The organism is Rhodococcus sp. C3V (genome assembly GCF_029269915.1).
Lineage (GTDB): Bacteria > Actinomycetota > Actinomycetes > Mycobacteriales > Mycobacteriaceae > Rhodococcus_F > Rhodococcus_F qingshengii.
In genome coordinates this window covers 1-22,671 of record NZ_JARJBE010000011.1, presented here as the reverse complement: position 1 = coordinate 22,671, position 22,671 = coordinate 1, and the positions used below count along the sequence as shown (strand labels likewise).

Annotated in this window: 26 protein-coding genes; 9 read left to right on the top strand and 17 right to left on the bottom strand. The window is 62.2% G+C overall.

What is annotated here, in order from left to right; genetic code table 11:
• Nucleotides 1-2: 2 nt before the first annotated feature.
• Nucleotides 3-1,130, bottom strand: coding sequence for a resuscitation-promoting factor (locus P3G66_RS24795; RefSeq protein ID WP_007729017.1), 1,128 nt, complete (start codon nucleotides 1,128-1,130; stop codon nucleotides 3-5).
• A gap of 31 nt (nucleotides 1,131-1,161) precedes the next feature.
• The gene (locus P3G66_RS24790; RefSeq protein WP_042921286.1) at nucleotides 1,162-2,286 is read right to left on the bottom strand and encodes a resuscitation-promoting factor; all 1,125 of its coding nucleotides are present in this window, start codon (nucleotides 2,284-2,286) and stop codon (nucleotides 1,162-1,164) included.
• A 236-nt stretch (nucleotides 2,287-2,522) separates the two neighbouring features.
• Between P3G66_RS24790 and P3G66_RS24785 the strand changes: the two genes are divergently transcribed.
• A complete protein-coding gene (locus P3G66_RS24785; RefSeq protein ID WP_051649535.1) occupies nucleotides 2,523-3,971 on the top strand; it encodes an amino acid ABC transporter substrate-binding protein/permease in 1,449 nt (482 codons plus the stop codon).
• A gap of 17 nt (nucleotides 3,972-3,988) precedes the next feature.
• A complete protein-coding gene (locus tag P3G66_RS24780; RefSeq protein WP_276117299.1) occupies nucleotides 3,989-4,735 on the top strand; it encodes an amino acid ABC transporter ATP-binding protein in 747 nt (248 codons plus the stop codon).
• Nucleotides 4,736-4,771: 36 nt separating this feature from the next.
• On the opposite strand, the gene P3G66_RS24775 is transcribed toward P3G66_RS24780, so the two are convergent.
• From P3G66_RS24775 to P3G66_RS24765, 3 genes are all read right to left on the bottom strand, one after another.
• The gene (locus P3G66_RS24775; protein WP_042448984.1) at nucleotides 4,772-5,197 is read right to left on the bottom strand and encodes a DUF6578 domain-containing protein; all 426 of its coding nucleotides are present in this window, start codon (nucleotides 5,195-5,197) and stop codon (nucleotides 4,772-4,774) included.
• Nucleotides 5,194-5,577, bottom strand: a complete 384-nt coding sequence (locus P3G66_RS24770) for a DUF6578 domain-containing protein (RefSeq protein WP_042921287.1) — start codon at nucleotides 5,575-5,577, stop codon at nucleotides 5,194-5,196. Before P3G66_RS24770 ends, P3G66_RS24775 begins: the two co-directional genes overlap by 4 nt.
• Nucleotides 5,578-5,653: 76 nt before the next feature.
• Nucleotides 5,654-6,481, bottom strand: a complete 828-nt coding sequence (locus P3G66_RS24765; protein WP_276117252.1) for a TatD family hydrolase — start codon at nucleotides 6,479-6,481, stop codon at nucleotides 5,654-5,656.
• A 21-nt stretch (nucleotides 6,482-6,502) separates the two neighbouring features.
• On the opposite strand from P3G66_RS24765, the gene metG reads away from it, so the two are divergent.
• Together metG and P3G66_RS24755 are read left to right on the top strand one after the other, a co-directional pair.
• On the top strand, nucleotides 6,503-8,101 hold the full coding sequence (gene metG / locus P3G66_RS24760) for a methionine--tRNA ligase (protein ID WP_276117251.1): 1,599 nt from the start codon (nucleotides 6,503-6,505) through the stop codon (nucleotides 8,099-8,101).
• A gap of 150 nt (nucleotides 8,102-8,251) precedes the next feature.
• A complete protein-coding gene (locus tag P3G66_RS24755; protein ID WP_276117250.1) occupies nucleotides 8,252-9,430 on the top strand; it encodes a DUF2786 domain-containing protein in 1,179 nt (392 codons plus the stop codon).
• On the opposite strand, the gene rsmI is transcribed toward P3G66_RS24755, so the two are convergent.
• Nucleotides 9,427-10,257, bottom strand: coding sequence for a 16S rRNA (cytidine(1402)-2'-O)-methyltransferase (gene rsmI / locus P3G66_RS24750; protein WP_276117249.1), 831 nt, complete (start codon nucleotides 10,255-10,257; stop codon nucleotides 9,427-9,429). The genes P3G66_RS24755 and rsmI overlap by 4 nt on opposite strands.
• A gap of 23 nt (nucleotides 10,258-10,280) precedes the next feature.
• On the opposite strand from rsmI, the gene P3G66_RS24745 reads away from it, so the two are divergent.
• Nucleotides 10,281-11,840 carry a phospholipid carrier-dependent glycosyltransferase gene (locus P3G66_RS24745; RefSeq protein ID WP_113683221.1) on the top strand — a complete coding sequence of 520 codons (1,560 nt, stop codon included), beginning with the start codon at nucleotides 10,281-10,283 and terminating at the stop codon, nucleotides 11,838-11,840.
• Between the two features lie 53 nt (nucleotides 11,841-11,893).
• Here the strand turns inward: P3G66_RS24745 and P3G66_RS24740 are convergent, their stop codons facing one another.
• The 4 genes from P3G66_RS24740 to P3G66_RS24725 all read right to left on the bottom strand — a co-directional run bounded on the left by P3G66_RS24740 (nucleotide 11,894) and on the right by P3G66_RS24725 (nucleotide 15,178).
• Nucleotides 11,894-13,528: a BCCT family transporter gene (locus tag P3G66_RS24740; protein WP_276117248.1), complete on the bottom strand. Its 1,635-nt coding sequence runs from the start codon at nucleotides 13,526-13,528 to the stop codon at nucleotides 11,894-11,896.
• An 84-nt stretch (nucleotides 13,529-13,612) separates the two neighbouring features.
• Nucleotides 13,613-14,044, bottom strand: coding sequence for a DoxX family protein (locus P3G66_RS24735; RefSeq protein WP_003946228.1), 432 nt, complete (start codon nucleotides 14,042-14,044; stop codon nucleotides 13,613-13,615).
• Nucleotides 14,045-14,092: 48 nt separating this feature from the next.
• Nucleotides 14,093-14,452 (bottom strand): GntR family transcriptional regulator, encoded by a 360-nt coding sequence (locus tag P3G66_RS24730; protein WP_003946225.1) that lies wholly within the window; start codon nucleotides 14,450-14,452, stop codon nucleotides 14,093-14,095.
• Nucleotides 14,453-14,494: 42 nt separating this feature from the next.
• A complete protein-coding gene (locus P3G66_RS24725; RefSeq protein WP_003946268.1) occupies nucleotides 14,495-15,178 on the bottom strand; it encodes an SDR family oxidoreductase in 684 nt (227 codons plus the stop codon).
• 94 nt (nucleotides 15,179-15,272) lie between these two features.
• Here P3G66_RS24725 and arsC point away from each other — a divergent pair, with 94 nt between their 5' ends.
• Nucleotides 15,273-15,626: an arsenate reductase (glutaredoxin) gene (gene arsC, locus P3G66_RS24720; protein WP_054831733.1), complete on the top strand. Its 354-nt coding sequence runs from the start codon at nucleotides 15,273-15,275 to the stop codon at nucleotides 15,624-15,626.
• A gap of 13 nt (nucleotides 15,627-15,639) precedes the next feature.
• Here the strand turns inward: arsC and arcA are convergent, their stop codons facing one another.
• Entirely contained in the window at nucleotides 15,640-16,857 is a 1,218-nt protein-coding gene (arcA, locus tag P3G66_RS24715; protein ID WP_003946210.1) for an arginine deiminase, read from the bottom strand.
• Nucleotides 16,858-16,956: 99 nt separating this feature from the next.
• On the opposite strand from arcA, the gene P3G66_RS24710 reads away from it, so the two are divergent.
• Together P3G66_RS24710 and soxR are read left to right on the top strand one after the other, a co-directional pair.
• Nucleotides 16,957-17,445, top strand: a complete 489-nt coding sequence (locus P3G66_RS24710) for an FABP family protein (protein ID WP_276117247.1) — start codon at nucleotides 16,957-16,959, stop codon at nucleotides 17,443-17,445.
• 5 nt (nucleotides 17,446-17,450) lie between these two features.
• Nucleotides 17,451-17,930, top strand: a complete 480-nt coding sequence (gene soxR, locus P3G66_RS24705) for a redox-sensitive transcriptional activator SoxR (RefSeq protein ID WP_050654499.1) — start codon at nucleotides 17,451-17,453, stop codon at nucleotides 17,928-17,930.
• Here the strand turns inward: soxR and P3G66_RS24700 are convergent.
• The 3 genes from P3G66_RS24700 to P3G66_RS24690 form a co-directional block, all read right to left on the bottom strand.
• Entirely contained in the window at nucleotides 17,916-18,398 is a 483-nt protein-coding gene (locus P3G66_RS24700; RefSeq protein WP_030536322.1) for a DUF2505 domain-containing protein, read from the bottom strand. The two genes, soxR and P3G66_RS24700, sit on opposite strands and share 15 nt — an antisense overlap.
• 48 nt (nucleotides 18,399-18,446) lie before the next feature.
• On the bottom strand, nucleotides 18,447-19,292 hold the full coding sequence (locus P3G66_RS24695) for an SDR family oxidoreductase (protein ID WP_276117246.1): 846 nt from the start codon (nucleotides 19,290-19,292) through the stop codon (nucleotides 18,447-18,449).
• 145 nt (nucleotides 19,293-19,437) lie between these two features.
• The gene (locus tag P3G66_RS24690; RefSeq protein ID WP_276117245.1) at nucleotides 19,438-19,593 is read right to left on the bottom strand and encodes a hypothetical protein; all 156 of its coding nucleotides are present in this window, start codon (nucleotides 19,591-19,593) and stop codon (nucleotides 19,438-19,440) included.
• 479 nt (nucleotides 19,594-20,072) lie between these two features.
• Between P3G66_RS24690 and P3G66_RS24685 the strand changes: the two genes are divergently transcribed.
• On the top strand, nucleotides 20,073-20,489 hold the full coding sequence (locus P3G66_RS24685; RefSeq protein ID WP_003946231.1) for a helix-turn-helix domain-containing protein: 417 nt from the start codon (nucleotides 20,073-20,075) through the stop codon (nucleotides 20,487-20,489).
• A gap of 60 nt (nucleotides 20,490-20,549) precedes the next feature.
• Here the strand turns inward: P3G66_RS24685 and P3G66_RS24680 are convergent, their stop codons facing one another.
• The 3 genes from P3G66_RS24680 to P3G66_RS24670 form a co-directional block, all read right to left on the bottom strand.
• On the bottom strand, nucleotides 20,550-21,551 hold the full coding sequence (locus tag P3G66_RS24680) for a hypothetical protein (protein WP_003946245.1): 1,002 nt from the start codon (nucleotides 21,549-21,551) through the stop codon (nucleotides 20,550-20,552).
• On the bottom strand, nucleotides 21,548-22,048 hold the full coding sequence (locus tag P3G66_RS24675; RefSeq protein ID WP_003946241.1) for an ImmA/IrrE family metallo-endopeptidase: 501 nt from the start codon (nucleotides 22,046-22,048) through the stop codon (nucleotides 21,548-21,550). Before P3G66_RS24675 ends, P3G66_RS24680 begins: the two co-directional genes overlap by 4 nt.
• 3 nt (nucleotides 22,049-22,051) lie before the next feature.
• The coding region (locus tag P3G66_RS24670; protein WP_256083076.1) for a cell surface protein at nucleotides 22,052-22,671 on the bottom strand (620 nt) is incomplete at its 5' end.

The window sequence follows — 22,671 nt, the reverse complement described above, 5'->3', positions numbered from 1 at the left end:
ACTTATCCCAGTCCGAGGCGACCCGAGCACGACGGCCATGCGCCCCAGCCCTGAGTGCGCTGGGTCTGTGTCGCAATCGCGATCTGTTCTTCACGGGTGGCGAGGTCGGCGCGGGGCGCATACTTCAACCCGCCCTGTCGTTCCCAGGTGTTCTGGTCGAACTGCACGCCGCCGTAGAAACCGTTGCCGGTGTTGATGGCCCAGTTACCGGTGGCCTCGCACTGTGCGAGCGCATCCCACGTCGAACCGTTCTCCACGGGCGGCACCTCGGTGCCCGGCTTCGTTCCGACACGCACGACCTTCGGCTGCGCCGGTGTGGTGATCGTCTCCGAGACCTGGGTACGTCCGGCTTCGACACCGTTGACGAGATTCACGGCGAACGTCACGTCACGCACGCCGGGCACGCCCGGGTTCTCGACGATCGTGCGACTCTGGTTCATCGTCGGATCCTCGATGCGCTGATCCGGCGGATCGAGCGGCAAGGTCTCGACCTTGTTCTCGGTGCGGTTGCGCGTCACCGTGACCTCCAGGCCCTCGGTCAGTGGAGCGTCGGCGGCGGGAACCACCGTGTCCGACTGCTCGAGCGGAGTGCCGTTGGCGGTAAGGAACTCCCCGACCGTCGGCGCCGCGATACGCACGTCTGCTGCCGCGTTTGCGCCGTCGACCAGTTTTGCGACGACCGGTGTCAGCACGTCGAGCGCGGCGCCGTCCAGCGGAAGACGCTGCGAGCGCGAAGCCGACACGTGCACATCCGCCGCGACGTCCAACTGCTTCAACGCGTCGTCGACGGTCAAGGCAGTGGTCCAGAGCTTCTGCGGCTGACCGTCGACCGTCAGCGTGATCTCACGGGCACGACGGAGCACCACGGTGTCGCCGTCGGACAGCGAAGCGTCGGCCGCGGGAGCAACTGCATCCTTGTCACCGATCGGGTAACCCGCGTCCTCGAGAGCGCCGTCGACGTTGGTCGACATGGTGCTCAGGCGAATCTGCTCACCGTCGACATCGAGAGTGATGGTCTTGTGCCGGACGACGGCCAGAACACCACCCACGAGAACCGTCAGGAGAAGAGCGGCGATCGCCGAGTACAACAACGGCGACCTGGTCGAGTTGATCTTGGCGAACGGTGACATCGGTTCCTGTGTTCTGTGAGGTGTGAGCGCGTCAGCGCAGGCCCAATTTGCTGGTGCAGGACGGCCAAGCACCCCAGCCCTGACCGGCGCGGACTTTCTCGCCGATCGCGATCTGCTGTTCACGTGATGCGAGGTCGGCGCGAGCTGCGTACTGACCGCCGCCGAATGCTTCCCAGGTGCTCTGGGTGAACTGAAGTCCTCCGTAGAAACCGTTGCCGGTGTTGATGGCCCAGTTTCCGGTCGCCTCGCACTGAGCAATGGCATCCCACGTCGACGCGTTGGACACAGCGGGAGCGGAAGCCTGCTTGGTACCGACCTTCACCACTGCTGCGACCGGTTCCTTGATCACGGTCGCGGACAGTTCGGTTCGTCCGGCCTCGACGCCGTTGACGGTCTTGACCTCGACGGTGGCCGTGCGCTCACCCGGAACACCCGGGTTCTCGACGACGGTCTTGTCCTTCTCCAGCTCGGGATCCTCGACCTTGTTCTCCGGCGGCGCGATCGGCTGCGTCTCGACGCGAGTGTCCGTGCGGTCGCGAGTGACCTGGATGGTCAGGCCGTTGGTAACGGGTGTGTCGGCGGTGGGAACCACCGAGTCGGCCTGCTCGAGCGGCGCATTCTTGGCCGCGAGAAGATCGCCGACGGTCACGGCGGCGAGCTTGACCTCCGCCGCCGGAGCACCACCGTCGCTGACGCTGACGGTCTTCGGGCTGACGACGTCGAGCTCGGTCCGTTCGAGCGGCAGACGATGCGAGCGCGAAGCCGAGACTGCGAAGTCGTCGGAAACATCTACCTGCTTCAATGCCTCGTCGACCGTCAATGCGGTGGTCCAGATGGTGGTCGGCTGACCGTCGACGGTCAGAGCCAACTCACGGGCACGGCGTAGTACGACGGTATCGCCATCGGACAGGGAGGAATCGGCACTGGGTGCGAGCGCGTCCTTGGGATCGACCGGGTATCCGGCGTCCTCGAGAGCGGTACCGACGCTGCTCGACATCGTGGACAGCGAAATCATGTCGCCGTCGACGTCGAGGGTGATCGTCTTGTGCCGAACCACGGCGAGCGCACCCCCGACGATGAGCGTCAGAAGCAACGCACCCACCACTGAATAGAGAAGTGGTGACTTCGTGGAGTTGATCTTGGCAAAAGGCGACACAGGAAATCCCAAGGCAGACGACGTTCGATCACAATACGGTAACGACCGAGCGTTGTATCGGCAACCAAATCACAACGAAATGCGACTTTTGTCACGGAACGGCAACGGCGTGTCGTGTGTTCTGCACTTTCCGGCTCCGATACCCGTGTATCGATTCAGCTCTGGGCGCAGTATGTTCTCGTCTGGTTCAAAGCAGTCCGGCGATCCCGGGCGCGACAGAAGAAAGCTGGGCGATAGTGCGAAGAAGATTCGACAGACCACGTAATGCCAGGTGGCCGATCCTGGCCATCCTGCTGGCGCTGATCGCAGCGCTGTTCGCCCCCGGAATCGCGAGCGCGCAACCCGGCCGCACCTACACGATCGCCACCGATCTGACATTCGCCCCGTTCGAATTCGAGAACGAAGACGGCAAACTCGTCGGCATCGACATCGACCTGCTCAATGCGATCGCCGAGGACCAAGGCTTCAAGGTCGACATCAAACAGCTCGGCTTCGACGCGGCCCTTCAGGCCGTGCAGGCCGGGCAGGCGGACGGCGTCATCGCGGGCATGTCCATCACCGACGCCCGCAAGCAGGTGTTCGACTTCTCCGACGCGTACTTCGAGTCGGGCGTGCAGATGGCGGTCCTCGAGACCGACAACGACGTGAAGTCGTACGAGGATCTGAGGGGCAAGCGCGTCGCCGTCAAGAACGGCACCGAGGGCGCCAGCTTCGCCGAGTCCATCAAGGACCAATACGGCTTCACCACAGTCTATTTCGCCGACTCCGCCAGCATGTACGACGAGGTCCGCACCGGGAACTCCGTCGCAGTCTTCGACGACTACCCCGTCCTCGCCTACGGCATCACACAGGGCAACGGCCTCAAGACGGTCACCGAAAAAGAGGTGGGCGCGAGCTACGGCTTCGCAGTCAACAAGGGCCAGAACGCCGAACTGCTCCAGATGTTCAACGCCGGACTGCAGAACCTGCGCGACGACGGCCAGTACGACGAAATCGTCTCGACCTACCTCGGTCAGGGCGCGTCGACGTCGGACAACTCCATCATCGGCTTGATCAAGAGCACCTACCCGCAGCTTCTCAAGGGCCTGTGGTTGACGATCGTTCTCTCCGTCGTCTCGATCGCGATCGCTCTGGTCCTAGGCGCGATCTTCGGTCTCTGCCGCGTTTCCACCAACATGTTCGTCCGAGGTATAGGCACAACCTACGTCGACATCTTCCGCGGCACACCGCTGTTGGTGCAGGCATTCTTCATCTACTTCGGCATCCCGGCAGCCCTGCATTTCCAGATGTCCGCCTTCACCGCAGGCATCATCACGCTCTCGCTCAACGCCGGCGCGTACATGGCTGAAATCGTCCGCGGCGGCATCCTGTCCGTCGACAAGGGACAGATGGAGGCGTCACGAAGCCTGGGCATCAGCTACATGAAGTCGATGCGAAAAGTCATCATGCCGCAGGCAATTCGCACGATGATCCCGTCGTACATCAACCAGTTCGTGATCACCCTCAAGGACACGTCGATCCTGTCGGTCATCGGACTCGCCGAGCTCACTCAGACAGGGCGCATCATCATCGCGCGCAACTTCCAGTCGTTCAACATGTGGCTGATCATCGGCGTCATGTACTTCATCATCATCATGGCGCTCACCAAGCTGTCGAACCGCCTCGAGAAGAGGATCAACAAGTGACCGAAACAGCCGTCAACATGGGCAAGTCCGCCACCGAGGTCAAGATTTCGGTCAAGGGACTGAAGAAGTCGTTCGGCGACAACGAGGTCCTCAAGGGCCTGGACGTCGACATCAAGAGCGGTGAAGTGGTCTGCGTCATCGGGCCTTCAGGTTCCGGCAAGTCGACCTTCCTGCGTTGCCTCAACCGCCTCGAAGACATCACCGCCGGATCCGTGCGCGTCGACCAGTTCGACCTCACGAACAAGGATGTCGACATCGACAAGGTGCGCCAGCACATCGGGATGGTGTTCCAGCACTTCAACCTGTTCCCCCACATGAGCGTCGTCGAAAACGTGATGCTCGCTCCGGTGCAGACCGGGCGATCGACCAAGGAGCAGGCTCGCGAGATCGCCGTCAAACTGCTCGGCCAGGTCGGCCTCGCGGAGAAGGCAGATGCCAAGCCCGCCAGCCTGTCCGGTGGGCAGAAGCAGCGCGTTGCCATAGCCCGCGCACTCGCGATGAGTCCGGACATCATGCTCTTCGACGAGGCCACCAGCGCCCTCGACCCCGAAATGGTGGGTGAGGTTCTGCAGGTGCTGCGCGACCTCGCCAAGCAGGGCATGACCATGGTCGTCGTGACCCACGAGATGGGCTTCGCCCGTGAGGTTTCCGACCGAGTCATCTTCATGGCCGACGGATACATCGTCGAAGAAGGTAAGCCGGAGAGTCTGTTCGGCAACCCCCTGCAGCAGCGCACCCAGGACTTCCTGGCGAAGGTTCTCTAGGGGCAAGCCCCCTGTGCGCCTTTTTGGTAGTGGGGACTACCGGAAAGGCGCACGGGTGGTGGCCAATTCGACGACCAGCCCGGTCTCGATCCGATTCTGCGGCTCGAAGTCGAAGTCGCCGAACCTTCGGAACCACCGAGGACTGGCCTCGACCCTTCGATAGGTCTCGCTACCTTCGACGGGCAACCACATGCGTGGACTTCCGACTTCCTCGTACGTCGTCGTGACCACGAGAATCCCGAGCACCACACCGGTGGTCACGACTCCAGACGCCGGCATCCCGCCGTGAACCCAACCGTCGAAATCGTCGTCCTGCGATCGCGGTGTCAATGTCCACGAGCATGGTTCACCGACCACCGGAAACGGCCCGCAGCACTCGACTTCGACCGCGTCGACATGAACGCTGACGATCCGGACCGAAGAGTCGACCGGCGTCGGCTCAGTGAAGCTGTGCGCCCTCATCCCCTCGCGGGAAGAGCAAGCTCGACGACAACGGCCGTCTCCATCCAGCCACGACGACCGGCAACCAGCGACGACATGCCGCGAAAAGACCGTGGGACCTTCTCGACTCGAACGTGATCGGTGCTCCCAGGTACCAATACCCAGTGCCTGGGTTCTTGTTCGACAAACTCGCCGCGCTCGAGTCGGATCGAGAGAACGATCCCGGCCGTAGGTTCCACGTCGTCGGGATAGATTCCTCCATGAACCGTCCCGTCGAACCACAGCGACTCACGTGTGGGGTGCAAAGCCCACGCAGATTTTTCGCCGACCACCGGCAACGGTGCACAGCACTCGAATTCCCACGTTTCGATGCGGACTGTGACCACGTTGTAGTCATTCATCTGAATACTCCGCGCAGTAGACGAACCGGGACACGACCGTCCCGGGCGCGGAGTTACCTGTCAGACCACCATAGCGTCAGAGCTTGTAGACGCGCTCCGCTGTCGCCGTGGACGCTGCTGCCAGCGCCTGCGGATCCTCACCGCGGATGTCTGCGAGCGCGCGCACTGTGTACGGCAGGCAGTACGACTCGTTGGGCGCACCGCGGAACGGGTGCGGCGTCAAGAACGGCGCATCCGTCTCGACGATCAGCTGATCCGAGGGCACCAACAGCGCGGCCTCACGCAGCGCCTTCGCATTCTTGAAACTCACGGTTCCCGAGAAACTCAACACGTAGCCCGCGTCGATGCACGCACGGGCCATCTCCGAATCCGAGGAGAAGCAGTGGAACACCACAGTCTCCGGCGCGCCTTCCTCGTTCAGCACCCGCAGCAAGTCCTGGTCGGCTTCGCGGTTGTGGATCATCAACGTCTTACCCAGACGCTTCGCCAGGTCGATGTGCCACCGGAAAGCGTCGACCTGCTCCTCGATGGTGGCGCAGCCCTCAAGCTTGCCGGGCCAGTAGAGATCAAGCCCTGTCTCCCCCACTGCGACAACTCGCGGATCCGACGCCAACCGCTCGATCTCGGCTCGGGTATCGGTATCAAGGACGTTTGCCCTGGTCGGGTGGATCGCGACGGCGGCGTACACACGGGAATCCCAGTTCGCAGCGTCGACGGCAAAGCGTGCGGCGTCGAGGTCGTCAGCCACCGTGACGACCCGTCCGACGCCGACTGCCTCGGCTCGATCGACAATTTCGGCCACGGTCGCAGCGTCGTGCGCACCACAGGCGTCGAGGTGCGTATGTGCGTCGATCAGAGGCGACAAGGGCTCAGGGGCATCGGGGGCGGGACGGTCTTTGCTCACGCCCGATAGAGTAAGCCCACCATGACTGTGCCTGCCTCACCCTCCCAGACCCCGCGCCCGGACTCCGCCGCCTCGGAAGGCGCGGAACGACCGCCGTTCTACATCACGACAGCGATCGCGTATCCCAACGGCGCTCCGCACATCGGCCACGCGTACGAGTACATCTCCTCGGACGCGCTCGCCCGCTTCAAGCGGCTGGACGGACATGAAGTGTTCTTCATGACCGGCACCGACGAGCACGGTCTGAAGATGCAGCAGACAGCGATCAAAGAGGGTATCGACGTCCGCGAACTCGCGGCTCGGAACTCCGACGTGTTCCAGAACCTCGACAAGGTCCTGAACATCTCGTACGACCGGTTCATCCGCACCACCGACGCAGATCATCAGGTCGCCAGCAAGGCAATCTGGGAGAAGATGGCCGCATCGGGCGACATCTACCTCGACACGTACTCGGGGTGGTACTCGGTTCGTGACGAGGCCTTCTACACCGAAGCCGAGACCACGCTTCTCGAGGACGGCACCCGTCAGTCCACCGAGACCGGTACGCCGGTGGAGTGGACCGAGGAGTCCAACTACACCTTCCGCCTCTCGGCGTACGAGGACCGCCTCCTCGCACTGTACGAAGAGCATCCCGAGTTCATCGCCCCCACGACTCGCCGCAACGAGATCGTCAGCTTCGTCAAGGGCGGCCTCAAGGACCTGTCGATCTCGCGCACCACGTTCGACTGGGGCGTCGAGGTTCCCGGCGACCCCGACCACGTCATGTACGTCTGGGTCGACGCCCTCACCAATTACCTGACCGGCGTGGGCTATCCGAACGTCGACTCGGAAGAGTTCGAGAAGTTCTGGCCCGCGAGCCTGCACATCATCGGCAAGGACATCACACGGTTCCACACCGTGTACTGGCCGGCGTTCCTCATGTCGGCCGGCATCGAACTGCCGGAGCGAGTCTTCGTCCACGGGTTCTTGTACAACAAGGGCGAGAAGATGTCGAAGTCGGTCGGCAACGTGGTCGATCCGATCGCGATGGTCGATCAGTACGGCCTCGACGCGGTCCGCTTCTTCCTGCTCCGCGAGATCTCGTACGGCCAGGACGGCAGCTACAGCCACGAAGCAATCGTGACTCGTATGAACGCAGACCTGTCCAACGAACTGGGCAACCTCGCGCAGCGTTCACTGACGATGGTCGCGAAGAACTGCGACGCCCAGGTCCCCACCCCCGGTGAGTTCACCGAGGACGATCTGGCGATGCTGGCGTCGGCGGATGCCTTGCTTGCCAAGTGCCGCAGCGAGTTCGACGTGCAGGCGCTGCATCTCGCACTGGAAGCCATCTGGGGCGTTCTCGGCGAGACCAACCGGTACTTCTCCAAGCAGGAACCGTGGGTTCTGCGCAAGACGGATCCGGCACGCATGGCGACGGTTCTGTACGTGACGCTCGAAGTTGTCCGTATCGTCGGCCTTCTCGTTCAGCCGGTGATGCCCGACGCGGCGTCACGCATCCTCGATCTGCTTGGCCAGAGCGAAGAGAACCGTCAGTTCACCGACATCGCGGTTCGCATCGACGCGAACCGGAAACTGCCTGCTCCGGCACCGGTCTTCCCCCGCTTCGTCGAGGAATGAGCTAGGCACGAGTGCCGCACGTGGGGTCCGAAATATCCGTCTACCGGCGGATGTGTCGGACCCCACGTGCACACTCCAGCCATGACTACGAATAGAACATACATTCGAACCAGCGCTTCGGCGCAGACACTGCCTTGGAACGGAGCACGGGTGTCCACTCAGGAGGTCAGCCCTCAATCCGTCTCTGCGGCGCAGGGTCTCGTCAGCGAACTGACGGCCGCCTACGAACGCGGATGGCAACCGGCAGATCTGATCCATCTGGCTCGCCGAAGCAAAGACGCGTCCGACGCCGATCTCGCTGCCACCACCATCCTGTTCGACGCGAACGCATCCCGCGCGTCCGATCGCGCACCACTCGAGTGGGTGGGGCAGTTGCAGACGATCGGTGAGCAGTACCCGAAATCTCGGCGTATCGCTTCTCGAATCACCGTGGACGACGACGCTTTCCGCTCCCTCGCGGCCGGCCTACTGTTCCAAGACCCCTACTTCCTTGTTTCGCAGATCGTCGATGTCGCACGATCGTGGATGCGCCTACCTCAGTGGACGGTATTGCTCGCACCACCATCCGTCTGGCCGTCGCAACGCACCGACACCAGCTATGCCGGCGTCGGTGATACCGAGGTCGACGCCAAGGTACTCAAGCGAATTCGTGGGCTACTCGCCAAAGCGGAAGCCACCAACTTCGCGGAAGAAGCCGAAATTTTCACCGCGAAGGCCCAGGAGTTGATGACCCGGTACGCCATCGATTCCGCACTGCTCCACAGTCGCGCCGGGGTCACCGACACATCCGTGAATGCCCGACGCATTCACATCGAGAACCCGTACGTGAAGGAAAAGGTTCACCTCCTGACCGAGATCGGCGAATCGAATCGAGTCCGGACTGTCTGGTTCAGCGACATCGCACTCGCGACCGTCGTCGGCACTCCGGTCGACCTTCAGCAAGTCGACATGCTGTTCACCTCATTGCTCGTACAGGCAACCCGTGCAATGCAATTCGCCGATTCGAGCAATCGCGGTGGCTCACGCACCACCTCGTTCCGCAAAGGATTCCTGGCGGGGTTCGCCAGCCGAATCGGACACCGCCTACGCGACGCAGGCACCAAGGCCACAGCCGAAGCGGCCGACGCGGCATCGATGGACGTCGCGGATCTTCTCCCGATCCTCGCCACCACATCCGAGGCCGTCGACGCCGAATTCGATCGATTGTTCCCGACAACCCGCAAAACTCGCGGACGGTCCGTCGACGCCGAAGGCTGGCACGCCGGCCAGGCCGCAGCCGACGACGCCAACCTGCGTCCCGGTGCACCAGCAGTGCACCGCTCCCGCTAGTCCTTGCGAGCTGCCAGAACCGTCTCGTACAACTCGCGCTTGGAGACTCCGGCCGTTGCGACCAGAGCGCACGCGTCCTTCAAGCGCGCTCCTCCCTCGACCAGCCTTTCCACCTCGTCGACCAGATCGGCAGGATCAGATGCCACCAGCACTGCGCCTTCGAGCACCACCGTGATCTCACCGCGAACGCCCTCGGCCGCCCAAGCAGCTAACTCCCCGAGAGTGCCGCGCTTGACCTCCTCGTAAGTCTTGGTCAATTCCCGGCACACGGCCGCGCGGCGATCGGGCCCGAGAACTTCGACTGCATCTGCAAGGCAGTCGGCGAGGCGATGGGGCGCTTCGAAGAACACACACGCTCGCTGCTCGGTTGCCAGGGCCGAAAGCCAGGTCTTGCGCTGCCCCTGCTTTCGCGGTGGGAATCCGTCGAAGCAGAACCGCTCCACCGGCAAACCCGAGAGCGCCAGCGCCGTCGTGACCGCCGACGGGCCGGGCAGGCACGTGACGGCGAGGTTCTCGGCCACGCAGGCGGCAACGAGGCGATATCCGGGGTCACTGACCGACGGCATGCCTGCATCGGTGACCAGCAGGACGGTCTTGCCTTCGGCCACGTCGGCGACCAACGCGGGCAGCCGCGAAATCTCGACCTGGTCGTAGAAACTGACGATCTTCCCGGTGATGGTGACGTCGAGCGCGGACGCCAGAGACTTGGTGCGTCGTGTGTCCTCCGCAGCGACGACGTCGGCGGTGGCGAGAGCAGACCGAAGACGCGGAGACGCGTCACCGACATCTCCCATGGGTGTTGCGGCGAGTACCAAACGACCAGTCATACCTGACAGCCTACGATTGCCAGGTGACTGTGCAGACGGACGAGCGGCCAACGCCCGCCACGAGCGATCGGGTAGTGCGTAGTCCCGGGCCGCTGGTACCGGATCCTGATTTCGGCCCGACCGACAGATTGCGCGGCTGGATCGTCACCGCTTTCATCACCGCCATCGCGGCAATCACACGCTTCACGATGCTCGCCTATCCGACCGACGCCGGCACTCCGGTCTTCGACGAGAAGCACTACGTTCCGCAGGGTTGGCAGGTTCTCACCGGCGGCGGCATCGAGGACAACCCCGGCTACGGATTGGTGGTTCACCCACCGATCGGCAAGCAGATGATCGCGATCGGCGAAGCACTCTTCGGTTACAACGGTTGGGGGTGGCGATTCTCGTCGGCACTGGTCGGGACACTGATGGTCCTGCTGATCATCCGGATCGTGCGCCGCATGACGCGCTCCACGCTGATCGGCGCGATTGCCGGAATCCTGCTCATCGTGGACGGCGTCACCTTCGTCTCCTCACGCCTGGGGATGCTCGACATCTTCCTGGCTTTCTTCGTTCTCGCCGCCCTCGGATGCCTGGTGGTCGATCGCGACCAAGTCCGCGAACGGATGGCGAAGGTATACGAAGAGGGCCGAATCGGCGACTCTGCCTGGGGTCCGCGGCTGGGTTTCCGGTGGTGGAGGTTCGGCGCCGGCATCCTGCTCGGCCTGGCCTGCGGAACCAAGTGGTCCGGCATGTACTTCATTCTGTTCTTCGGATTGCTCAGTGTTGCCTTCGACCTGTCAGCGCGCCGCGCCTACCGCGTGCAGCGCCCATGGGTCGGCACCGCCGTTCGCGACATCGGACCCGCTCTGTATGCGCTGGTGATCATTCCGCTCGGTGTGTACCTCGCGAGCTACTGGGCTTGGTTCACCAGCGAGACCGGCGTCGACCGTCACGCCGTCGGTAACGAGATCGGTGAGGGCGGCACGTGGAGCTTCATCCCCTCCGCGCTGCGCTCACTCTGGTACTACAGCGGAAACGTTCTCCAATTCCACGCCGGTCTGACGAACTCCGCCGGAAACCACCACCCGTGGGAGTCGAAGCCGTGGACGTGGCCGATGGGGCTGCGACCGATGCTCTACTACTACGCCGACGGTGAGCAGGTCACCGGTTGCGGGGCCGCCAGCTGCGTCAAGGCCGTGATGCTGATCGGCACACCGGCGATGTGGTGGCTGGCCCTGCCGATGCTGGCGTGGGCGATCTGGCAGACGTTCGTGCGCAGGGATTGGCGATACGCAGTGGTCCTGACGGGTTACGGTGCCGCCTACCTTCCGTGGTTCGCGACGCTGGACCGCCAGATGTACTACTTCTACGCCGTTGCACTCGCCCCGTTCATGGTCATGGGATTTGCGCTCGTCCTCGGTGACGTTCTAGGCAAGGCGAGCGCGTCCGTCGAGCGTCGTACCACCGGACTTCTTGCAGTCAGCCTGTACATCGGTCTGGTCGTGGCCAACTTCGTCTACCTCTGGCCGATACTCACCGCCATGCCGATCACGCCGGAATCGTGGCAGAACCACCTCTGGTTGCCGAGCTGGAAGTAACAGGACAAAGAAGGAGGCACCGAACCCAGTTCGGTGCCTCCTTCTTTTCACGGTTACTCCGCCGATTTACCGACGCGACGCCCCCGCCGCGGGCGCAGGAGTGCACGTTTCTGCTCCTTCGCCGCAACGATGATCGGGTCGTGCGAAAGATCCTTGTACAGCGAGAAGCACAGTCCGATCATCACAAGCACGAACGGCGCCGCAGCGATGATCGTCATCGTCTGCAAGCCGTCGAGCGCTTCGGAACCACCGGTCCACAGCAGAAGCGCCGCGACGCCACCGGTCAACATGCCCCAGAAGACCACGACCCAGCGACTCGGTTCGAGCGTTCCGCGCTGCGAGAGCGTGCCCATCACCATCGACGCGGCGTCCGCGCCGGAGACGAAGAACACTGCGACGAGCAGCATGACCAGGACAGTCGTCACTCCGGCCAACGGCAGATTGTCGAGCATGCCGAAGAGTTGAGCCTCTTCCGAGCCGCGGCTGGACAGGCCGATTCCATCGCGTTCCTCCCCGATGCCGGCGCCGCCGAAGATCGCGAACCAGAGCAAGCTGACAGTCGTGGGAACGGCGATGACGCCGACGATGAACTGACGGATCGTACGACCACGGCTGATGCGCGCCAGGAACATGCCGACAAACGGCGTCCAGGACACCCACCATGCCCAGTAGAAGATCGTCCAGGACGAAAGCCACGCGCCCGTTTCCGGATTCGACGACGCACCCGTGCGGGCGGACATCTGGGCAAGGTCGGAAACGTATGCACCAATGGTCGTCGGGAGCAGATTGAGAATCAGTACGGTGGGCCCGAGAACGAACACGAACAAGGCCAAGACCAGCGCGAGCACCATGTTGATGTTGGAGAGCCACTGAATTCCCTTGGCCACGCCGGAAACTGCGGACGCGACGAACGCCAGGGTGAGCACCGCGACGATGGCAACAAGCAGGAACACGCCGGCTTCTTCCATCCAGCCGACTACCTCGAAACCGGAGCCGATCTGCAGTGCGCCGAGCCCCAAGGATGCTGCGGTTCCGAAAAGTGTCGCAAAGATTGCCAGGATGTCGATGACCTTGCCGATCGGCCCTTCAGCCTTGCGACCGAGCAACGGGATGAAGGCCGAACTGAACAGTTGCTTGCGTCCGCGGCGATACGACCCGTACGCGATGGCAAGGCCCACAACGGCATACATCGCCCAAGGGTGAAGTCCCCAGTGAAACATGGTGGTAGCCATGGCAGTTCCGACGCCGCCGTCGGTGCCGGGAGGCGGAGTCACGTAGTGCGCAAGCGGTTCCGCGACACCGAAGAACATCAGGCCGATCCCCATACCGGCGCTGAACATCATGGCGATCCAGCTGACGGTGCGGAACTCGGGCTTCTCCCCGTCTTTACCCAGCGGAATGTCGCCGAATCGGCTCACTGCGAGGTAGATGGAAAACAGCACGAAAGCCGAAGCCGCGAGTACGAAGAGCCAGCCGATGTTGGTCACCAACCAGCCGAGAACACTTCCGGTTACCGAGTCGAGGTTGTCGGGAGCTACCAGGCCCCACACGACAATGGCCGACACCGCTGCGGCCGCCACGGAAAACACCACGTAGTCGGTCCGAACGCCTACCCGAGTAAAGCCCGTCTCCGGGCGCTCTTCGTTGGCCCCGGAATCTTGTTCGGATCGATCAGATTTCGTCACCATAGATGACTACGTTCGTCACTTTGTGGTCCAAAAGCAAGCCAGAAGGCGGGCTCAACGTCCGCTGAGCCCGCCTTCTCACCCCGATCAAGCTGGGGTTTTAACCCAACCGTTGCCCTTGCCGATCAATCCGTCGATGCTGATCCGTCCTGCGCCGATCACGGCGATCAAGAGCGATCCGACACCGAGAGCGACGACGAGTTCGTAGCCACCGTTGTCGATAAAGACACCCTTGTCCGCGTGCACGATGAAGAACGCGCCGACCATGTCGAGGAACAGCAGCGCTCCGACGAGCGGGGTCAACAGACCCGCGATGAGCAGGATGCCGCCACCGAGTTCGATGGATGCTGCCAGAACTGCAGAAATCTTGGGGAGCGGGGCGCCCATCCCTTCGAATGCGGCCTGCGTTCCGGCGATCTTGTAGGTGAAGAACTTCTGCCAACCGTGGGCGATGAAGATGATCCCGAGGCCGACACGGGCGATGAGGAGTCCGAGGTCACGAGCAATCGACGAATTCATGAGCCAAGACTGACAGCTTTAAGTTGAAGCGTCAACTTAATCAATGTGTCACGCACCTCTCAATGCCGACTCCACCATGGCGACGATCTCAGTGTCGGAGTACCCGAGCGAGCGGACCTTATGCGCAAACGCGGTCGCCGCCTGCTCCGCCTGCGCCTGCACCGGATCGGTCCCCGAAGCGATGAACGTCCCTTGCTTTCCCCTCGTCTCGATCACGCCCTGATCGCTGAGCGCGCGATAAGCCTTCGCGACGGTGTTGGCCGCCAATCCCAGCTCCGAGGCCAATGCACGCACCGTCGGGATCTTGGTTCCCGCAATCAATCCGCCGCCGTGAACCTGCTCGATAATCTGTTGCCGCAGTTGGTCGTACGGAGCTGTGGAGGAATCGTGTTCGATCGCGATCTTCATCGTCACCCTCGTCGTATCTTCTCGGTCACAGCATCTTCTCTCTCACAAACCCTCGATCGCTTCGCGGATCGTATGCGGGCCGGAGGTCAGAACCAATATCTTGCCGACACTGGACGGCGCGTCGATGAGCGCTTCGATCACTGCGGCGACATCTGCACGAGGCACAGAGCCTCGATCGACGGGCGGCTCTGCAAGAAGGACTTCACCGGTGGGGTCGTCGTCTGTCAGAAGTCCTGGCCGAAGAATCGTCCAATCCAGCGAAGTCCTTGTCTTCAGGTCTTCCTCCGCTGCCGTCTTCGCCCGCAGGTAGGCGGCAAAAACCTCGTCGGTGTTCTCCGGTATTTCGTCACCAGCACCCATGGCGCTGATCTGAATGAACCGACGCACTCCCGCTTTCTCGGCGGCATCGGCCAACAGCACCGCCGCAGCTCGGTCTACGGAATCCTTCCGCTCGATCGAGCTGCCAGGTCCGGCGCCCGCGGCGAAGACCGCGACGTCGGCACCGTCGAGTACCTTCGCAACTTCCTCGACCGTGGAGGATTCCAGATCGATCACCACGGGGAACGCGCCGAGTGTGCGGACCGCACCCTCGTGCGCGGAGTTGCGGATCAGCGCTACCGGCCGATCACCATGTCCTGCCAGCAGGTACGTCAGGTGCTGCGCGATCTTGCCGTGCCCACCGGCAATGACCACGCGCCGTTCGTCCACACTTCGATGTTCCGTCATCGTTTTCTCCTCACAAGTCGGTACTTCAAGTGCAGCGCGCCGGAGGTGTCCGTTGTTCCCCTGTTTGTCCCACGAGTTCGGACACAGAGGCAGAATGACGGCCATGGCATCTGCAACCATCTTCCACAATCAACGGTGCAACACGTCGCGGACTGTTCTCGGACTTATCCGCGACGCCGGCATCGAACCGACCATTGTGAAGTACCTCGATACTCCGCCTACCCGATCCGAGCTGGAAAAACTCCTCGCCGACGCAGGCCTCGAGCCCAGCCAAGCCGTTCGCAAGCGCGAAACGCAGTACAAGGAACTCGGGCTCGCCGATGCATCCGAATCCGAGATCCTCGACGCGATGATCGAACACCCAATTCTGATCGAACGCCCGTTCGTGGTCACCGACAAAGGCACCGTCCTCGCGCGGCCTGCAGCCAAGGTGGAAGAAATTCTCTGACAGCGTCGACGGCTTACAGCGGATCGCGGGCGATCGGGCAGGACATGCACCGAGGACCACCTCGGCCGGACCCCAGTTCCGAACCCGCGATTCGCAAAACCTCGATGCCCGAGGCCTCCAGCCTGGCGTTCGTTTCGACGTTGCGCTCGTAAGCGACGACGACGCCAGGCTCGACGGCGAGAGTGTTGTTTCCGTCGTCCCACTGCTCACGCTCGGCAGTCACCGTGTCGAGTCCGGTGTCGATCACACGCAGTTTTCCGATTCCCATGGCGTCGGCCGCCGCTTCGAGGAACGGCGTCGCACCGCGAATACTCACCCCGTCGTCTTCCTTGCGCAGAGTGAACGCCGCCAGGGTGTCCTGAATGGCCGGATACATGACGACCGCGTCGGCCTCGACCATGGTGCAGACCGTGTCGAGATGCATCGACGCTCGGCGTTGCTCGATCGGAACAACCAACACCGTGTGGGCGAGGCCGTCGTCGAACACGCTACGCGCCAATGCTTCTGCTCCGGCGGGTGACGTACGTTCACCGACACCGATTGCGATTACCCCCGGCGCGAGAAGCAGCACGTCACCTCCCTCGACAGGAGCCGTGTGCGACTCGTACGCGCGGCGCACGCCTTTGAATCGAGGGTGATGCGCGTAGACGAGATCCGTTATCGAGGATTCGCGAGCTCGCGCTGACAACGCCAAGGACGTGATGATGACCCGTGGCCCGACCCAGAACGACGAATCACGGGTGAAGAGCAAGTTGGGCAACGGGTCGATCACGAAGTCACCGCCGTGATGCATCCTGCGCACCAACGAGGTCGAGTCGGCATCGATCGGCAATTCGTCGAACGTCATTCCTGCAGTAAGGATCGACGAAAGCTCCTTCGGCTCCACCTTTCGCAGGTAGGCGGCCAGGTGTTGCCCGAGCGCGTGGCCGATCTTGCGTGCGTCCACGGCGGCCGCGATTCCCTGGATCCTCGCTGCGCCACTGACCTCGAGCGCCTCGGTGAGGAGATCGGACAAAAGCAGTACCTCGACGCCGCGCTCACGAAGGACGGTCGCAAACTGATCGTGTTCTTCCTGCGCGCGGTCCACCCACGGCAACGCGTCGAACAGCAGCTCGTCGTTGTTGCGCGGAGTCAATCGTTTCAACTCGTCGCCAGGACGATGAAGAATGACCGATCGCAATCGGCCCACCTCGGAATCGACACCGAGGGGGACGGAGCCAGAAGCGTTCATGAGTGAACACTAATCCCGTAGGCCCCACCCAGCAGGGACAAGCAGCTGTCGTACCGGTCCGCGTAACGTCTGATCCGACGCAGGCGAGAGGACCAGGCAATGACTAGTACGGATCAGGCGGCGCTGAACGGCGCCGGAATCGAGAGGTTCACCGGGCGCTGGGTCGGCGCTGGAGCCGGACATTTCCCCACCATCGACGACTTCGAGTACTCCGAGGAGATCGAGTTCGCGCCCACCCCGAAACCGTTTCTCACCTACTCGTCGCGCACTCGTGGGCTCCCCGACGGACGACCGCTTCACATGGAATCGGGATACCTGCGCCCAACACCTGGTGGTGAGCTCGAATTGCTGGTCAGCCAGCCCACCGGATTCGTCGAGATCCATCGCGGCACCCTCGACTCCGAAGGCACTCTCGCCTTGACCCGTCTCACGCTCGCAGCATCACCCGACGCAAAACCGGTTCACGACGTCCGGCGAGTCATGCGCGTTCAGGGCGACACGCTGACATACGACTTGTGGATGGCGCACGGTGACACCCCGCTGACGCATCATCTCCACGCCACCCTCCACCGCGCGACGGACCGGTAGCCGCCATGGAGATGCCGTCGTGGAAGGCAAAGGAACTCACGCCCGGCCAGCTCTCCGAGCGCAGCGGTGTCGCCGTCTCGGCCCTGCATTTCTACGAACGAGAAGGCCTCATCGTCAGTCGCCGGACCAGCGGAAACCAGCGCCGATACCAACGAGACACGCTTCGACGCGTCGCCTTCATCAGAATCTCGCAACGCGTCGGCATTCCGCTGTCGGAAATCAGAGAGGCCCTCGGCACACTTCCTGAAGGCCGTACCCCGAACCGCGCAGATTGGGAAAGATTGTCGACCGGGTGGCGGCGCCACCTCGATCTACGCATCGAGCAACTGGAACGTCTACGGGACAACCTCACCGGTTGCATCGGTTGCGGGTGCCTCTCGTTGGAGGGGTGCGCCCTCGCCAACCCGCACGATCAACTCGCATCCGCCGGCCCGGGTGCGCGCGTTCTGGAAGTAGATTTCGGTGCAGACTCAGGCGAGAAATGACTCGACGGCGTCCCGATCGCGCCCCAACAAGTCCTCGACGGTCTTCTTCAGCAACTTCTCGATCTGGCCGCCGATGATCGGCATCTTCACCTCAGCCGTTCCGTCGACGACCAACCGCGTGCAGGACTCGGCGGCGGTGAGATCGAGCGTCGTCTCGATTCGGATCGGCAGTCCCCGCGCGATTCCGGTGACCGACCCTGCTGCACGCCCGTCCGACAGAGGTCCCCACCGATCGACCCGTTTCAGACCGAGCCGACTCGGCGCAACCTTGGCGACCAGGCTCGGGAGGGAGGCGGAGTCGATTTCCTCGGACACGGATACTTCGATCGATCCGTCTCGAACTTCGATGTCCGAGGTGGCATAAAGGTCTCCGAGTCTGCCTTTCCAATAATTCGGGTCTGTCAAAGTTCGATGCACGTCGTCGATCGGATATTTGAATTCGATATCGAAGTGAAAACTCTTCGGCATGACTTTGGTCCCTATTCGACTAGATAAAAGTCCCGGCGGAGTTAACGCTCATCGCTTGAGCAATTTACTGAACTGGTCGTTCGCTTTTTGCATCACGAACTCGTAAGGCAGGGCGAATTTGCGCGCCCACCAGTATCCGAATCGGATGTCATTGGACGTATATACGAGGTACGTATTCCTCTCGATTCCCCGCAGAATGCACGACGCCACCTTCTCTGGGGAGACAGCACGCGCCTCGAACCGGTGCGTGAGTTTTTCGACCCGCGGGTCGTTCCTGTCGATACCCGCTATTTCCACGGTTCCCACCAATGGCGTCTTCACCCCACCCGGCACAACCAGACTGACCCCGATTCCGTGCCGCTTCAGATCGAATCGCAGCACCTCGGACACCCCGCGAAGGCCGAACTTGCTCGCACTGTAGGCGGCGTGCCACGGCAGGGCCAAAAGTCCGGCAGCCGAAGACACGTTGACCAGGTGTCCACCCTTGCCGGCACGAATCATGGGTGGAACAAACGTCTCCATGACATGGATCGGCCCCATCAGGTTGACGTCCACCATGGACTTCCAATGCCGATGTTCGAGGTTCTCGATAGTTCCCCACGCTGAAATGCCGGCGATATTCATGACGACATCCATCGAAGAGAATTGAGTGTGAATCTCGGTACCGAATTTCACGACCTCGTCGTAGTCCGAGATATCGAGTGCCTTCGCCATGCTGACCGTGCCGCCGCCGGCGCCGACCATCGCGACCGTCTCTTCCAATCCGATGCTGTTGATATCGGTGAGAAACAATTCGGCGCCGGCCTCCGATGCACGCAGCGCAGTTGCACGTCCAATTCCACTACCGGCGCCGGTGATCAGGCATTTCTTGCCGTCGAGCGACCTTACAGACATGGATGAACACTCCCCCGCACTCGTACTGTGGACATGCGGGAAAGTCTACGCACGCACGGTGCGGCCGCCCTGAAACACGCAAGGCGACCTGCGGGGCACGGCCGCACTCCGCGCAAACACCGCACAGAGACGACCGCAGCGAGCACTAGAGACGCTGCATCATCTGCTCTTGATAGCCCTTGACCGTACGTTCGAGTTCTTCCGCCGCTACATCGTCCCCACGCTTGCGCGCGTCGTGGGCTCGATCCTGAATTTCACGGATTGCGCGGCGCAATTCATCATCACTCATCGTGTGTTTCATGTCACAATTCTGCACCCACTCGGAGGGTTTAGCTAGCACAGATCGCAATCCGGCAAACCGTTCAAGGTTCAACCCGGAGGTGATCCGCATGACATCGCAACCAGCCACCCTGATCGCGACCCTAAACCTTCAAACATCGCTTGAACTGCAGTTTTTCAATCGAAATAGTTGTGAAAAACCAGGCTAACGCATAGCTAATATCGCCAAAACGGGTAAAAGGTTTGATATTGGGCAGATTGGCCAAGTACTGGAAGGTTCGAATAGCGCAGTCGTAGCTGCACATTTCCGTGTGGCGGAAACTCAATGTGCGCTGAGACATAGCTGAGCACTCATTGGGCGGACGAATCGAATCTCGGACACATTTGACAACTAGTCCACTAAACAGACTACGGTGAGCTACCGATCGGTTATCCGCGTGATACCGTAGGATTCACTGAACGGACAATTGCTAGCTAGAGAGGATTACGGGGCGGTTCACAATGGCTGACTTTGCAGAACGATTGAACAAACTGTTCGACAGTGTTCATCCTCCGGGGCGCAAACCCCATACCAACGCCGAGGTTGCGGCAGCGCTCATCGAAGACGGCCATCAGATCTCCAAGCCGTACATCTCGCAGCTCCGCTCGGGACAGCGCACCAACCCCTCAGACGAGACAGTCGCAGCCTTCGCCCGGTTCTTCAAGGTGAAGCCCGACTACTTCTTCAACGACATCTACGCAGCCAAGATCGATCACGATCTCGAACTGCTCTCACAGCTCCAAGGCTACGGGCTTCGCCGCCTCTCGAGCCGTGCATTCGACCTCTCGGAAGAATCGCAGAATCTACTCACCACGATGGCTGAAAAGCTCCGCGCGAGTGAAGGTTTGCCAGAGGTTCCGCCTGACGCGTCACGCTGATGTGAACGTGCTGAAGCACTGACTCGATCTCGAGCACTGCAATGACATGGAGTAGGTCGACTACGAACGTCGACCTACTTTTGTCGTTTCATCGAGTTCTTTCGCCAACAACAACACCCATCGGCGCGCCGACATCTTCTCAGGAGGCGCAATCCACCTGGTGTCCAACACATCCGAGGCCAAGGGATCGGCGATCCACCCCGCCAAAATCCCCGCGTGTGCAGTGACGGCCCGCGGCGGTTCCTGACCACCAACGTCGAACATCCCGGCGCCGGACTGGATGTACATCGCATCCATGATCTGCGCGATCATGTCCGATGCCCGCAGCACAGACGTACTCCCGGCGCTGTCCGCGTCGACTACCTCGGGGAATCGCTTGACGAGAAGCGCGTGCATCCGCCGCAGCCGGTACAGATCTCGTCGCGCACGTAACCAGGTCTCGAGAAGCACCCACGTGATGCCCAGCGCAATCAGAACACTCGAGGCAGCGATGAACCACACCCCTGCGCCCGTCCAGATATCCGATTCGAGTGCGCCGGTGCCACCGATCGATTCGACCAGCATCACTACGACCACGACGAGCAGGATCGACGAACCGGTCACGATCAACGCGATTCCGCGCCCCAACGGTGCCCACGCAACGTGCCGTAGCCCCGTCGAAATGACAAGGGACAGAGCGACGATGATAAAGATCAGAGCCGGCGCCGGGTAGCCGAAGAGAACCGCGATCGCCACCAGGAGCCCCACCGAGTACAGCACGGTGGCGAGGCCGCGCATAGCTGGACGTGACATCACCGGCCACGCAGACACGGCGCCGACTGCACTGGCCGCAGACAACGCTGTCCACAAGACGATGACGATCATCGCCGCGGCATGCTGCTCCGGCGCAATGCGATCGACGATGTCCCATACCGCCGGCACCATGACCGTCGACGACAATGCGACCGAGAAGCCTGCAAAGACCATCGACATTCGCAACGGCGTCGCGGTGCGCGCGACAACTCGACCCAGTCTCGCGCCGGCTGCAACCCAGACGAGAAGGGCCACAGCCCAAAAGATCATCCGATCGCCTCGTCGTACCGCAACACCGACAGCGGTGTTCCACGGCCACTCATCGTTCGCAGACGCATGATCAACATCGACGCAAACGTCTCGGCTTCCCACTCCGCGATGTCATCCATCGGCACGGGTTCGTTGCGCCGCAAAGAACGTTGACTCAGCATGTAGGCGATCAAATCGTCACTGACCTCGAGCGTCGCCTCGGCGATTTCGGCACCTTCGTGCCGAAACACTATGTGCCCCAACTCATGTGCCAGAGTTCGCTCGACATTGGGAAGCCCGGGGGCCAAGACGATGACATCGTGATCGTCGTAGGCTCGGCGCTGACCGCACACTCCGGTGGCGAGCGGGGTTTCCAGATCGATCTCGATCGGGCGCCCACGCTCGCGGGCGACTGTCTGCACCACCGTCAGCAGTGACACTGCCTCCGACGACGCTGCTGCGTCGCATACGGCATCCACCGCGGCCAGAACGCGGCGATGTGAACGTCTGTCCGGCACGACTCACGCACCTCCCTGTGATCCGGGTGCCAGGAATTCGGCACGCGCGGCAGCCAATCGTGCCTTCTGCAGCGATGCTCCGCGGAAAGTCAGTGCTCCCGCACCGGCCGCTACCACTGCCATTCCGCCTACACCGCCGGCGACGGCGGCGGCGTTGAGAATCGGCGGAAGCCCTTGAGTGAACGCCGTCGGAAATGCCTGCGGGTTGTCAGTCGGAGCCGCGACGTTCGGAACGTTCGACGGTACCTGCGGAGCTACGGGTGCGGGTGCGGCCAGAACCTCGGGTGCGGAAGGGGCTGCGACTGCGCCCGGCGCAGCGTTCGCCGGTCCACCGGCAGAGGGTGCAGGCGCTCCGCCGCCCGCTGACGGTCCCTGCGGATCAGACGGTCCAGCCGGCGGAGCCGCTACCGCGGACGACTGCTCGGAACTCGGCTGCGATTCGGAAGGAGACTGCGTCTCGGAGGGTGCTTGGCTCGAAGGACTCTCGGTCTGCGAAGTTGCGTTGGTCGCGGGGGAAGCGCTGCTGCTCGGACGTTGCGACGCCGAAGGGTTGGTCGTGGGCTCAGTCGTCGTGGGCTCAGTCGTCGTGGGCTCAGTCGTCGTGGGCTCAGTCGTCGTGGGCT

What these genes read in the sequence shown, in the direction of transcription:
- P3G66_RS24770 (WP_042921287.1), bottom strand. Translation starts at nt 5,577, where the DNA reads ATGAATGACTACAACGTGGTCACAGTCCGCATCGAAACGTGGGAATTC.
- P3G66_RS24685 (WP_003946231.1), top strand. Translation starts at nt 20,073, where the DNA reads ATGGCTGACTTTGCAGAACGATTGAACAAACTGTTCGACAGTGTTCAT.
- P3G66_RS24690 (WP_276117245.1), bottom strand. Translation starts at nt 19,593, where the DNA reads ATGAAACACACGATGAGTGATGATGAATTGCGCCGCGCAATCCGTGAA.
- soxR (WP_050654499.1), top strand. Translation starts at nt 17,451, where the DNA reads ATGGAGATGCCGTCGTGGAAGGCAAAGGAACTCACGCCCGGCCAGCTC.
- P3G66_RS24735 (WP_003946228.1), bottom strand. Translation starts at nt 14,044, where the DNA reads ATGAATTCGTCGATTGCTCGTGACCTCGGACTCCTCATCGCCCGTGTC.
- P3G66_RS24725 (WP_003946268.1), bottom strand. Translation starts at nt 15,178, where the DNA reads ATGACGGAACATCGAAGTGTGGACGAACGGCGCGTGGTCATTGCCGGT.
- P3G66_RS24740 (WP_276117248.1), bottom strand. Translation starts at nt 13,528, where the DNA reads ATGGTGACGAAATCTGATCGATCCGAACAAGATTCCGGGGCCAACGAA.
- P3G66_RS24700 (WP_030536322.1), bottom strand. Translation starts at nt 18,398, where the DNA reads ATGCCGAAGAGTTTTCACTTCGATATCGAATTCAAATATCCGATCGAC.
- P3G66_RS24775 (WP_042448984.1), bottom strand. Translation starts at nt 5,197, where the DNA reads ATGAGGGCGCACAGCTTCACTGAGCCGACGCCGGTCGACTCTTCGGTC.
- P3G66_RS24730 (WP_003946225.1), bottom strand. Translation starts at nt 14,452, where the DNA reads ATGAAGATCGCGATCGAACACGATTCCTCCACAGCTCCGTACGACCAA.
- rsmI (WP_276117249.1), bottom strand. Translation starts at nt 10,257, where the DNA reads ATGACTGGTCGTTTGGTACTCGCCGCAACACCCATGGGAGATGTCGGT.
- metG (WP_276117251.1), top strand. Translation starts at nt 6,503, where the DNA reads ATGACTGTGCCTGCCTCACCCTCCCAGACCCCGCGCCCGGACTCCGCC.
- P3G66_RS24710 (WP_276117247.1), top strand. Translation starts at nt 16,957, where the DNA reads ATGACTAGTACGGATCAGGCGGCGCTGAACGGCGCCGGAATCGAGAGG.
- P3G66_RS24695 (WP_276117246.1), bottom strand. Translation starts at nt 19,292, where the DNA reads ATGTCTGTAAGGTCGCTCGACGGCAAGAAATGCCTGATCACCGGCGCC.
- P3G66_RS24795 (WP_007729017.1), bottom strand. Translation starts at nt 1,130, where the DNA reads ATGTCACCGTTCGCCAAGATCAACTCGACCAGGTCGCCGTTGTTGTAC.
- P3G66_RS24780 (WP_276117299.1), top strand. Translation starts at nt 3,989, where the DNA reads ATGGGCAAGTCCGCCACCGAGGTCAAGATTTCGGTCAAGGGACTGAAG.
- arsC (WP_054831733.1), top strand. Translation starts at nt 15,273, where the DNA reads ATGACGGCCATGGCATCTGCAACCATCTTCCACAATCAACGGTGCAAC.
- P3G66_RS24680 (WP_003946245.1), bottom strand. Translation starts at nt 21,551, where the DNA reads ATGATCTTTTGGGCTGTGGCCCTTCTCGTCTGGGTTGCAGCCGGCGCG.
- arcA (WP_003946210.1), bottom strand. Translation starts at nt 16,857, where the DNA reads ATGAACGCTTCTGGCTCCGTCCCCCTCGGTGTCGATTCCGAGGTGGGC.